Consider the following 11548-nt stretch of genomic DNA (forward strand, 5'->3'; position numbering starts at 1 on the left):
CCCGTCTGGCGGACGGGGCGAACCAGCTGCACGCGCCACCCTACGGCGCGAGGAGGCCGCACGAGGCCCCGTATCCACGATGCGGACCGTGACGTGAGACACGGCGCGCGGCCGTACGGGAAAAGAGCCCGGACGGGCGGCCTTCCGACCGCCCGTCCGGGCCCGGTGCGCGGCCCGGTCCCCACCGGGCCACTCGCTCTTTCTCCCTGTGCTGCCGTCCCTTCGCTCCGGGCCGGTTACTTCAGTCCGCTGTCCAGCGCGTTCATCAGCAGACCGCTCGGAGTGTCACCGGACATCTCCCAGACGAAGCCGCCCAGCAGACCCTTGGACTTGATCCAGGCGGTCTTCTTGCCGATCGACCAGGTGTCGTCGAAGGACCACCACTGGCCGTTGGCCCCGGTGTAGCCGTACGTCGAGATCGACTGCTCGTCGTGCCGGACGACCATGCCCGGGTAGCTGGTGATCAGGTTGTTGTAGCCCCTGACCCCGGCCTCGGTGTCGAACTGACCGGGCGCGGCGCCGCCCGCTGCCTGCCATTCACCGTTCACGCCACCGTCGGTGACGCCCTGCCAGCCGCGCCCGTAGAACGGGAAGCCCACGGTCAGCTTGCGCGGGTTGACCCCGGCGTCGAGGTAGGCGTTGATGGCGTTCTCGATGCTGAAGTGGAACGAGTACGGGTCCTGCGTGTCGGTGTAGAGGTTGGACGAGTGGCCGACCCGGTTGGGCTCCCAGGAGTTGTCGCTGCCCGCGCCGTGGAAGTCGTACCCCTGCACGTTGGCGTAGTCGAGGGAGTCGAAGATCTTGGTGAGGTCCCAGCCCGCGGCGATCTTCGCCGGGTCGGCCGGGGTGAACGCGGTGAGCAGCTTGTGCTCGCCGCCGAGCGCGTCGAGCTGCTTGCGGAACTCGGCGAGCAGGGCGGTCAGGTTGTCCTTGTCCTGCGGCCCGTAGTGGTTGCCCGGGTGGCCGTCGGAGCCGGGCCACTCCCAGTCGATGTCGATGCCGTCGAAGATGCCGGCTCCGGTGCCCGGACCGCCCGCGCCGTTGTAGGCGGGCAGATCACCCTTGATCCACACGTCGAGGCAGGACTTGACGAACTTCTCCCGGGACTGCTGCGTGGCGGCGGCGTCCGAGAAGAACTTCGAGTACGTCCAGCCGCCGAGCGACACGACGACCTTCAGCTTGGGGTACTTGGCCTTCAGCTTCTTCAGCTGGTTGAAGTTGCCGCGCAGCTTGCCCCAGCCGTCGTCGGCGACGCCGTCCACGGACTGGGCGGAGGACATGGGCCGGGCGTAGTCGGCGTCCGCGTCACCGGCTCCCGTTCCCTCGTCCGGGTCCTGCGGGTTGGCGGAGACGCCCTTGGTCACACCCGCCTGGCAGGTGAGGTTCTTGGGGTCGATGTTCTCGAAGGAGTAGTTGATGACGTCCAGCTTGGCGGCGGCGCCGCTGGTGTCGAGGTTCTTCACGAAGTACTGGCGTCCGTAGATGCCCCACTGCGCGTAGTAGCCGACCTTCAGCTGCTTGCCCGCGCCCGCGACGTCGTCGGTGGTCACGGTCAGCGCGCTGGAGGCGGCCGAGGAGTTGTCGGCGGTGTCCCGCGCCTTGACGGTGAAGGCGTACGGAGTGGCGGGGGAGAGCCCCTCCACGGTGGCGGCCAGGGTGTTCGCGCCGACCGTCTTGACCAGCGTGGACCCCCGGTAGACGTCGTAGGCGGCCACGGCGACGTTGTCGGTGGACTTGTCCCACGCCAGGGCGACGGTGGAGGCGGTCTTGCCGGTGGAACGGAGGTTGCCCGGCGCCGTCGGCGGCGTCGGGTCGGTCGCCGGGTCCACCGTCTTCAGGGTGAGCGGGGGACCGGCCGGTCCGGTGTTGCCCCGGACGTCCTTGGCCCTGACGGTGAAGGTGTACTGCGTGGCGGGCGTGAGGCCGTTGACGGTCGCGGAGGTGCCGGTCGCGACGGCGGCGACGGTCGAGCCGTTGAGCACCTCGTAGGAGGTCACCGGGTAGTCGCCACCGGTGGCGGCGGGCCAGCTCAGGGCGACCGTGCGCGAGGTGACCGCGGTGGCCGTCGGCGCTCCGGGGGCGGTCGGCGGCACGTCGGGGCTGCCGTCGCACTTGTCGCCGTTGACGGTGCAGCCGGTCGGGGCGCCGGGGGTGCCGTTCGCCGTGAACCAGTAGCTGTACGGCTCGGTGCTGCCGCCCGCGGGGACGTTGGCGTTGTAGAAGGCGTTCTTCACGGTCACATGGCGGCCCGAGACGGTGACCTCGCCGTTGTAGTTGCCGGAGACGGTCACTCCGGCGGGCAGGTCGAACTCCAGGGTCCAGCCGTTGACCGGGGCCGTACCGGTGTTGCGGACGATGTACGTCCCCTTCCACCAGGAGCCGTTGTCCTGGGTGCTGAAGGAGGCGGTCAGGGTTCCGGCGGCCTGGGCGGGTGCGGCGAGAGCGGTGAGCCCCGCGAGCGGCAGCAGCAGGGTGACACCGGCCGCGGCGACCCGCCGCCGCAGCCGTCGGGTGCCGCCGGTGCCGGGGGAGGATGCCGTCGCCGTGGTGCCGGTCCGTGCCGATCTGCCGACGATGCCGGAAAGTGGTCTGCGCCTGTGGAACATGGTTCTCCCTGCGATCGTGGGGTGGTACAGGGGTGAGGTGAACCGTGCGCGTACGTCTGCGTGACCCGGTGGAAGGCAGGCCGGAGAGCGAGGCGGAACCGGTGCGCGGACCGGACGCCACCTTCGGTCGGGACGCCCCACAACGTAGAAGGTCTGGACCAATGCGTCAACAGGTCTGGACCGCGAAGGAGCCCGCGGTGAATGGGGGACGAGGGAGAGGAGGGGGAGCCGCTCCCCGCCTCCCCTCGCCGCACGGTGTGGCCGCGCCCCGACCGACTCCTGACCACTCCGTCCGCTCCTGCCCCGGTATGGCACGATGCCCGGATACGGGTACGGGTACGGGTACGGGGCGAAGGCGGGGCGGACATGGACCGGCAGGAGAGGATCCGGGCCGCCGCGATCCGATGGGGCGTCCTGGTGACCGGACTGCTGTTGCTCCTCGTGGGTATCGGGTACGCGCTGCCGGGCTGGTCCGTGGCGCGCGGCGCGGGCACACCGGGCGTGTTCACGGTGGTCCGGCAGGCCGACGAGTGCCCCCGCTGCGTGCTCCGGGGCACCTTCACCCCGGACGACCCCGCCGAACCCGCCCTCGACGACACCGAGGCGAGGGGACGTCTGCCGGTCGCCCTCAAGGGCGAGCGGACCAGGGGCGTCGGCCACGAGGGCGCGGTGTATCCGCCCGGCGGCGGAGGAGCCTGGCGGACCGGCACGCTCGTCGCGGGCGGCGGCGCGGTCGTGCTCCTCGGCTGGCTCTGGACGGCACGCGCCCATCGGCGGCGCCGCCGACGCCACGAGACGGCGCCTGCGAGCTGACGGGCCCGCCGCGGGCAGGAGCCGATGCCGATGCCGACGCGACGGAGTGACGGCCTGACGACGCCCGCGAGCTGACAGGCTCGCCGACGCCGGGTGCCTCACCGGCGCCGACGCCGACGGGATGACGCCCGCGAGCCGATGGATCCGCCGACGCTGACACCGATGGCATGACGCCCGCGAGCCGACCGGCCCACCCCACCTGGGGGAACGCCTGTCCGGGCGTCAACCGGACAGCGTCGGCGGGGTTCTCGCCATCGTCCGCCGACCGGCTGCGCCCCGGGCGCGCGGTCGGCTGCACTGGTCCGGGGCCGCCCCGAAGCGGCCCGGGAGGCGCGCCAGGGCGCGTGGGCGAGGGGAAAGCGGGTCGCGCATGACGACGATCGACGGGGCGGCGCCGAGCCCGCCCCTTCAGGCGATCCGGTGGCGGAACGGGGTGGTGCCTCTCCGGCCTCTCTGGTCCCTCTGGTCTCTCTGGTCCCTCCGACCCCTCCAGCCTCACCCGCTCCTCCGATCCCGCCCACCCCTCCCGGCGGCCCGACCCCGCCGTGACGCCTCCGACGGGACAGGCACCCCGGGGGCCGTCTCGTGAGCGGACGGCCCCGGCCCGGCGCCCGCCGCCCTCCCGCCGCGCGCCGCCCCCGTACGACCCGGCCCCCGCGCCGTACCCCCGCGCCCCGGCGCCGTACGGCATCCCGGCGGCCGAAGCAGGCGTACGGCTGGGAGCGGATCGTCCCGCTGGTCCTGGCCGCCGCCGTGGTGTGGAGCCTGGTCCTGGCCACCCTGCGCTGGCTGGCAGCGCACCCCTGGGTGCCGGTCGTCCTGCTGCTGATCGCGGCGGCGGCCGTCGGATGGTGGGCGCACCGGCGCCGGGAGGCCGCCCGCCGGGACCGGATCCGGGAGCGGGGACTGCGGTACGTGCTGCCGCAGATCGACGCCCTGCACCACTCGCAGTTCGAGGAAGCCGTACGGGATCTGATGCGCCGTGACGGCTGCCCGGGTGCGGTCCGGGTCGGCGGCGCCGGGGACAACGGCGCCGACGTGAAGGCCACCGACCCCTTCGGGCGGCTGTGGGTCATCCAGTGCAAACACCGCAGGGCCGGTCTGGGCGGAGCCGCCGTCGGGACCCCGGACCTGCACGTCCTCAACGGCACCGGACGGCCCGTGCACCACGGCGATGTCGTCGTCCTGGTCACCAACGGGCGCTTCACGGGCAAGGCCGTCGACTTCGCCCGCGACCAGCGGCTCCACCTGGTGGACCGTCATCTCCTCGCCCGGTGGGCCGCGGGCTCCACACCGCTCTGGGAACTCCTGGGGGCGCTCCCCGCGCCCCGCCGCCCCTCGGCCGGTTCCTGAGCGCGGCACCCGAAGCGGAACCGGTGGGCGGTCCGCCGCTTCGGCCGGGAAGCCGTGGCCATGGGCGGGGGACCGGGCCGCCAGCGGGACATGAGCGGAACGTTAGCGGTGACGTGGACAGTGGGCTTCGACATATCGGCCGAAAGGCCCAGCCTTCCGAAGGAGCCCCTTCCATGTACAAGAGAGATCGCCCCGTCGGGCGGTCGGTCCGTGCGATCGTCGGCGCGGTCGTCCTCGCGCTGTCGGCGCTCGCGCTGCCCGGCGTGACCGGCGTCGCCCACGCGGCGGAGAGACCGCCCAACCGCCTCGGACCGGTCCAGATCCAGAACGTGGCGAACGGTTTCGCCGTGGACGCCGAGAACGGTGACATGGCGGAGGGCCGGAAGATCCTCCAGCGCTCCTACAAAGCGGAGAAGCGCAGCCAGTGGTGGTTCGAGGCGGCCGGCTCGGCGTACCACATCAAGAGCAACGTGAACGGGGCCTACTGTGTGGCCGCCGTCGGTGCGAACGTCGTCCTGAAGAGCTGCGGGGCGGAGGGCACCACCTGGGTCTTCGACGAGGTGGACGCCGACACCTATCTGCTGAAGTCCACCTGGACGGGGAAGTACCTGCTCGCGGCCACGGAGCAGGGCGGTGACGACAACAGCGAGAAGCAGCTCGGTCTCGGCGACCTGGCCCAGACGGCGAGCCTCGGGCGCTGGTACCTGACCGATCTGGCGCTTGAGGAGTACACCCCGCCGGCCGACCCCCGGCTCGACGAGGCGACCTTCCTCACCGCGCACAACGCCTTCAACAGCACCGCCTACAACCCGCTGTCCCTCTTCCCCAACCAGTCGCACACCATGTCGAAGCAACTGGACGAGGGCGTACGCGGGCTGATGCTCGACGTCTACGAGGAGCAGGGCGCCCTCGTGCTCTGCCACGGACCCTGCTGGATCAACGGCCAAATCCCGCTCGCGAACGCACTCCAGGAGGTCAAGCAGCATCTCCAGAAGGACGCGGACGCGATCGTCACGCTCTTCCTCGAAGACTACGTCAGCGACCGGGCCGCCCTTCGGCAGGCGTTCGTGACGGCGGGGCTCGACGGGCTGATCTTCGACCCGGAGGCGCAGGGCGTACGGACGACGGGCTGGCCCCGGCTGTCCGAGATGCGGCAGGAGGGCAAGCGGCTCCTCGTCTTCACCGACGGCCAGGCGATCCCCGACATCGGCGTGGCCCGGGGCTACGACTGGACGGTCGAGAACTACTGGAGCATCGGCGCGACGCGCAACAAGTGGCAGTGCTTCAGCCGCTGGGGTGACCGTCCTCTCACCCACCAGGAGCCCGGCTTCACCCCGCTGTTCGTCATGAACCAGTTCAGGGACGCCGCCACGACCGTCACGGCCCGCGCGGACAACGGCGACGACCTGGCCGACCGGGCGCTGAACATCTGCGGGCCCGCCGCCCGCAAGAAGCCCAACTACGTGGCCCTCGACTTCTACCATCTGCCCGAGGACGGCAGCAGCCGTCAGGCGATCGACACCATCAACCGGCACCACTACTCCGCGAAGCCGTCCTCCCAGGACCTCGGCACGCAGAACCGCCGGGGCCCGCTGCCCGGTCTGCCGAACTGGACGGGTGCGGGCTACCGCAGCGGCGCCGCCCTTCCCGGCAGCGAGAAGTTCAACCGGAACACGTCCTGCCGGATCACCCCCCAGCGTCTCGCCGCCGACTTCCAGGTCAGGCCCGACGACAATCTGGACGACTCGGTCGGACTCCAGCAGGCCATCGACCACATCCGCACCCAGTGCAGCCCCACGGCCAACTTCGACCGGCTCTCCCTGATCGAACTGCCCGCCGGACGCATCGACATCACCCGGCAGATCGCCATGGACGCCGACTACCTCGTCCTGCGCGGCCAGGGCGGCGGCACGGGCGGCACGAGGATCGTCTTCGCGCCCGACGCGGACACCCGCTACGACACCCTGACCAAGGACGGCGGTCGCTGGGACCAGGACGCCATGACCTACGAGTCGGGCGCCGACACCGCCAAGGGCGGCTGGATCTGGCCGGGACGGGGACTCTTCCGCGTCCAGACCCGCGACGTCGCCCCGCGCTACGCCGACGAATGGGCCGCCGCCCCCGCCAACCGCAAGGACCTCTACGAGGGCTCCGTCAACCAGCACTGGGCCTCCGGAGTGAAGCTGCGCGGCGCGATCGGCGACTCCGCCTACTCGGCCCGTGAGGGCGGCCAGATCGTCCACCTCGTCTCGAACGCCGACATGACCAAGTTCCGCGTCGGCGGACACCTGTGGGTGGGCGCCGCCAACAGCCGCAAGTTCTACGAGCGGCAGGGCGCCACGGACACGAGCCAGTACGAGGACCTGCACATGCGCCAGCAGGTCTTCCGCATCAGCGTCGTGGACACGGTCGACCGCACCCTCAAGCTCGACAAGCCGCTGGAGTTCGACCTGCCCGTCGACTCCACATCCGACGGCTCCTCGCCGATCGGCTCCACCCCCTACGTCAGCAAGGTGACCCCGCTGAAGATGGTGGTCGGCGTCGGGTTCGAGAACTTCTCCTTCACCCAGGACGTGCCCGGACTGACCCGGCAGCAGGCGGACCACAATTACGGCAACCTGGCGCCCGCCGCCGCCATGCATGGCCTCGTCTTCAAGTGGGCCGCGGACTCCTGGGCGCGCGGCGTCAGCTCCGACATGTCCGGCTCCCACCCGGTCGTCACCGAGGTCGCCAAGAACCTCCAGTTCGAGAAGAACCACCTCGACGGCGCCTGGAACAAGGGCAAGGGAGGCAACGGCTACTTCCGTGGCAGCCGCGTCTGGGACTCGCTGTACGCGAACAACACCACGCGCAACCTGCGTCACTTCACCCTCCAGTGGTCCTCCTCCGACAACGTCGTCTACGGCAACGACTTCGACTCGGACCTGAACCTCCACGGAGGCTGGGAGCGCAGGAACCTCTTCGAGAAGAACACCGTGCGCGTGCCGTACGAGCACGCCCCCGGCAGCTGCACCACCCACTGCGGCGGCGAGGGCGGCGGCGTCGAGACCGGCACCTGGTACCCGATCTGGTGGGCCGCAGGGGCGAAGGCGGCGAAGTGGGCCGGCTCCTCGGGAGCGCAGAACGTCTTCCACGACAACGTCCTCGCCAAGCAGCTCACACCCGGCGGGCCGTACGTGGAGTACGGACCGTACGCGCGCAGCGGTACCGGACCCCAGCCGGTCTTCCAGTTCGGCTCCGCCGCCGACGACCCGGGCCGCTTCCTCCATCTGACCCGGAACGGTTCGCCGATCGCGGACTGGAACGGAAACGAGACGGCGGACTTCTCCGGCGCCGGAGGAGTCAACAGCACCCACACCGCGCCGATCGCCTCGGTGTTCCTCAACGGCACCGGATGATCAGCCGATGATCGGAGGCCCGGATCACCCGCGAGAGTGACGGCGGGGGTCCGGGCCGCGAGGTTGTCCACAGGTCCGGCCGGGGGATCGGTGCCCAGGGTTAGCCTCGGGACATGGCGAATTCTTCGTATCTCTGTTCCTCCGACGAGGCTTCCCTCTACCCCTCGGGTTTCGTCGAGGGCTTCGACCCGGCCACCGGTGTCGTCGCCCACGACGTGTCCGGCATCCCGCTGCTCTGGCTGGCGATGTTCCGTCCGGCGGACCTGGTGACGGGGACGTTCACGGTGGACCCCGACGACACCGACGACGGGGAGGGCGTCGTGGTCGCCACGGCGCCGCTTGCGGCGAAGGACCGCGCGCTGACCCGGCTGGACGCCGCGCTTCCCGTACTGAACCGGCTCTTCGCCGCCGAGGGCGCGGTGGACGCGCACGCCGCCCTGCTGCGGCAGGCGATCGAGAAGGCACCGGGCGCCCATGTGACGATCGAACTGGAGGAGATAGAGGGGCTGTGGGAGGAGGGCGCCTTCCAGCCCGCGCTCCGTGCCGCGCTGGCCTGCCTCGACGGCGAGACCGACCCGGCGGCGGACCGCGCCCGGCTGATCTCCCTGTCGGGACTGCGACCCGGCCGGCCGTTCCCCTCGGCCCGGCTGCTCGTCGACGACCTCGAAGCGGAAGACGACGACTACTGGAACCTCGTACGGCTCCTCGGCGCGAGCCTGGTGGCCGAGGTGCCATGGGAGACGGCGGCGCCGACCGGCTGAGCCGGCGCCGCCGGGCGGGTCCCCCACCGGAGCATCGGGGCCGCGGCCGGATCGGGCCGCCGCCCCGACGCGGGCGGGCGGTGCGTCAGGCCGCCGGGACCGTGTCCTCGAAGGTGCGCCCCGCCGCGCGGTAGGCGGCGACCCGGTCGGCGATCTGGGCCGGGGTCAGCACCTGGTCCTGGACGTGCAGGACGTAGTCCACCTCCTGCTCGTAGACACGGGCCGTGGTGGTGTCCGGCTGCCCGGCGAGATCGGTGAGCCACTGGTTGAAGGCGATCAGCATGCCCCGCTCGGGCAGATAGGCGGCGCCGTGGGTGGCGAAGAGCCGGCCGTCGACGTAGTAGCGGATGTCGCTGTCGTCGATGGTGACGGCGAGGTCGTGCCAGCCTGCGTAGCTCGCCCGGTCGGCGGTGTGCGTGTTCACCGGAGGCTCCACGCCGGTCGAGTCGTAGGTGTCCCAGGAGGTGGTGAAGAGCGTGCTGCCGGTCTCGCCCCAGCCGCCGTTGGGCAGGTACTCGAAGTCGTACTCGGCGTAGTCGTCCGCCATCGGCGCCTTGAGGTCGTTGATGGTGAAGAAGGTCTGGATGACGTGGTCGCCGTCGGGTCCGGACACGGGGGCGTCGCTGAACTTGATCCGGCTCGCGTAGGTCCCCTTGCGGAACTTCATCGTCGTGGTGGAGATCTCCGCCTGACGGGTGGTCGCCGCGGTGCCCGAGGTCTCGGTGCGCAGCTTCATCACCGAAGCGCCGTCGTCGGTGCCGAAGGACACGTTCCCCGGCGCCCAGGTCGCCCCCGGGACCCCGGGACCGCCGCCCCAGCTCCGCACCATCCAGCCGTGGGCGCCCAGCCGGGGATCGTCGTGGGAGGTGTACGAGAAGTCGTCGAACAGGGCCCGAGCGGGCGGCGGCTCCACCGGTCCGCCCGGCACGGAACCCCAGACGGTGACACCCGCGTGATGGGCGGTCACCTTGGTCCAGTCGGCGTACGAGGTGCGGTCGGGGGAGAACGAGTGGTCGTCGCTCTGCCGCAGCTGGCTCCAGTCGGAACGGTTGAAGCGCAGTTGCAGGTCACCGCTGCTCGCGCCGGGCACCAGGGAACCGGCCCCTTCGGTGAAGCCGATCTCCAGATAGCGGTCGGCGGTGGCCGTGCCGGGGGAGAGCGTGCCGAAGGTCCCGGTGACGTTGGCGCAGCCGCGCACGGCCCAGTCGCAGGCGAAGCGGTACGCGGCGGAGGCGGTGTCGGCGCTGAAGTAGTAGCGGAGCTTGACGTCGGCGAGCCGCACCGGGACGGAACCGGTGTTGCGGACGGTCAGCCAGGGCGCGGACTGCCCCGCGACGGCTTCGGTGATCCCGGTGCGGTACTGCACCGAGAGCGCGGGCTCGGCCGCGCTCGCGGTGGCCGGAAGAGCGCCGAGACCGAGCGCGGCGAGACCGGTGGCGAGGACTCCGACGACTGCGGCACGCAGCCGTCGGTGGGGGGTTCTTCGCATGGTGCTGACTCTCCTGAACGGTAGTCCTGTGGGGGTGAACGGTGGCACGGGAGCGAGTACGGCGAACCACAGGTGTAGACCTGTTGAACACGGCAGAACCTACTGAACCCACAGGATTTTCAACAGATGATTCGATCAAGTCTTCGGAAAGTGGGGTGAGTTGAGGCGCCGACCCGGTAACTCGCAGCCCTGGGCGCGAAATCTCCGAACTTCCGGAGGGGAGGGCTCGTCAAGGAGCGGTCCGGCCATTCGTCCCCGCCCGGCAACTCGCGGGTGGGGGAGGGGAGCGGAGGACCGGAGCCGCTTTCACCGGTTCACCTGTTTACGGCAGCCCCCTCGGCATGCTGTGCTGCTCTCATGGACCAGACCAATGAGCTGAGCGGGATATCCGCCGCTGAGCCCACCTATCCCACCGTTCCCCACCGGCCGATGACCGTACCGGTCGAGGAGGCAGAGGAGCGGGCCCGTCACTTCCACGAGGTGATGGACCGTCGGCGCACCGTGCGCGACTTCTCCGACCGCCCGCTGCCCGAGGGCGTGCTGGAGTGGGCGATCCGCACCGCCGCCACCGCGCCCAGCGGAGCGCACGTCCAGCCGTGGCGCTTCGTCGTCCTCACCGACCCCGAGCGCAAGCGCCTGCTGCGCGAGGCGGCGGAGACGGAGGAGCGCGAGTTCTACAGCCGCCGCGCCTCCGCCGAATGGCTGGAGGCCCTTGCGCCGATCGGCACCGACTGGAACAAGCCGTTCCTGGAGATCGCGCCCGCGGTGATCGTGGTCTTCGAAGTCCACAAGGGACCGGACTCGCCGCGCCCTTACTACACCAAGGAGTCGGTCGGCATCGCCGTCGGCCTGCTCCTCGCCACCCTCCACCAGGCGGGTCTGGCGACCCTCACCCACACCCCGAGCCCGATGCGCTTCCTCAACGAGGTCTGCGACCGCCCCGCGGAGGAACGAGCCGCCTACGTCATCCCGGTCGGCTACCCCGCCGAGGGCGCACGCGTCCCCGACCTCCACCGCAAGTCCCTGGACCAGGTGATGGTCCGCATCTGACCCGAACCGGCTCGTCACGCCGATCGGATCGCTTCGTCTCCGGGTGGCGTCGCGCGTACGGGGGACACCCCCGCCACG

7 protein-coding genes are annotated in these 11548 nt (G+C 71.0%); 5 read left to right on the plus strand and 2 right to left on the minus strand.

Annotated elements, in window-relative coordinates:
- Positions 1 to 236: 236 nt before the first annotated feature.
- Positions 237 to 2606 carry a glycosyl hydrolase family 18 protein gene (locus BU197_RS21560; RefSeq protein ID WP_188269946.1) on the minus strand — a complete coding sequence of 790 codons (2370 nt, stop codon included), beginning with the start codon at positions 2604 to 2606 and terminating at the stop codon, positions 237 to 239.
- Positions 2607 to 2972: 366 nt separating this feature from the next.
- On the opposite strand from BU197_RS21560, the gene BU197_RS21565 reads away from it, so the two are divergent.
- From BU197_RS21565 to BU197_RS21580, 4 genes are all read left to right on the plus strand, one after another.
- A complete protein-coding gene (locus tag BU197_RS21565; protein WP_188269947.1) occupies positions 2973 to 3419 on the plus strand; it encodes a hypothetical protein in 447 nt (148 codons plus the stop codon).
- Between the two features lie 585 nt (positions 3420 to 4004).
- The gene (locus tag BU197_RS21570) at positions 4005 to 4772 is read left to right on the plus strand and encodes a restriction endonuclease (RefSeq protein ID WP_188269948.1); all 768 of its coding nucleotides are present in this window, start codon (positions 4005 to 4007) and stop codon (positions 4770 to 4772) included.
- Positions 4773 to 4945: 173 nt separating this feature from the next.
- Positions 4946 to 8170 carry a phosphatidylinositol-specific phospholipase C domain-containing protein gene (locus BU197_RS21575; protein WP_188269949.1) on the plus strand — a complete coding sequence of 1075 codons (3225 nt, stop codon included), beginning with the start codon at positions 4946 to 4948 and terminating at the stop codon, positions 8168 to 8170.
- Positions 8171 to 8283: 113 nt separating this feature from the next.
- Positions 8284 to 8931 carry a hypothetical protein gene (locus BU197_RS21580; RefSeq protein ID WP_188269950.1) on the plus strand — a complete coding sequence of 216 codons (648 nt, stop codon included), beginning with the start codon at positions 8284 to 8286 and terminating at the stop codon, positions 8929 to 8931.
- Positions 8932 to 9016: 85 nt separating this feature from the next.
- On the opposite strand, the gene BU197_RS21585 is transcribed toward BU197_RS21580, so the two are convergent.
- Positions 9017 to 10420, minus strand: coding sequence for a cellulose binding domain-containing protein (locus tag BU197_RS21585; protein WP_188269951.1), 1404 nt, complete (start codon positions 10418 to 10420; stop codon positions 9017 to 9019).
- Positions 10421 to 10777: 357 nt separating this feature from the next.
- Here BU197_RS21585 and BU197_RS21590 point away from each other — a divergent pair, with 357 nt between their 5' ends.
- Entirely contained in the window at positions 10778 to 11470 is a 693-nt protein-coding gene (locus tag BU197_RS21590) for a nitroreductase family protein (RefSeq protein ID WP_188269952.1), read from the plus strand.
- The last annotated feature ends 78 nt before the right edge of the window (positions 11471 to 11548 follow it).

It is taken from the genome of Streptomyces sp. CBMA291 (assembly GCF_014596525.1).
In the GTDB taxonomy this organism is placed as follows: Bacteria; Actinomycetota; Actinomycetes; order Streptomycetales; family Streptomycetaceae; genus Streptomyces.

Coding starts and splice junctions, on each gene's coding strand:
- BU197_RS21585 (WP_188269951.1), bottom strand. CDS start 10,420: ATGCGAAGAACCCCCCACCGACGGCTGCGTGCCGCAGTCGTCGGAGTC.
- BU197_RS21575 (WP_188269949.1), top strand. CDS start 4,946: ATGTACAAGAGAGATCGCCCCGTCGGGCGGTCGGTCCGTGCGATCGTC.
- BU197_RS21560 (WP_188269946.1), bottom strand. CDS start 2,606: ATGTTCCACAGGCGCAGACCACTTTCCGGCATCGTCGGCAGATCGGCA.
- BU197_RS21590 (WP_188269952.1), top strand. CDS start 10,778: ATGGACCAGACCAATGAGCTGAGCGGGATATCCGCCGCTGAGCCCACC.
- BU197_RS21580 (WP_188269950.1), top strand. CDS start 8,284: ATGGCGAATTCTTCGTATCTCTGTTCCTCCGACGAGGCTTCCCTCTAC.
- BU197_RS21565 (WP_188269947.1), top strand. CDS start 2,973: ATGGACCGGCAGGAGAGGATCCGGGCCGCCGCGATCCGATGGGGCGTC.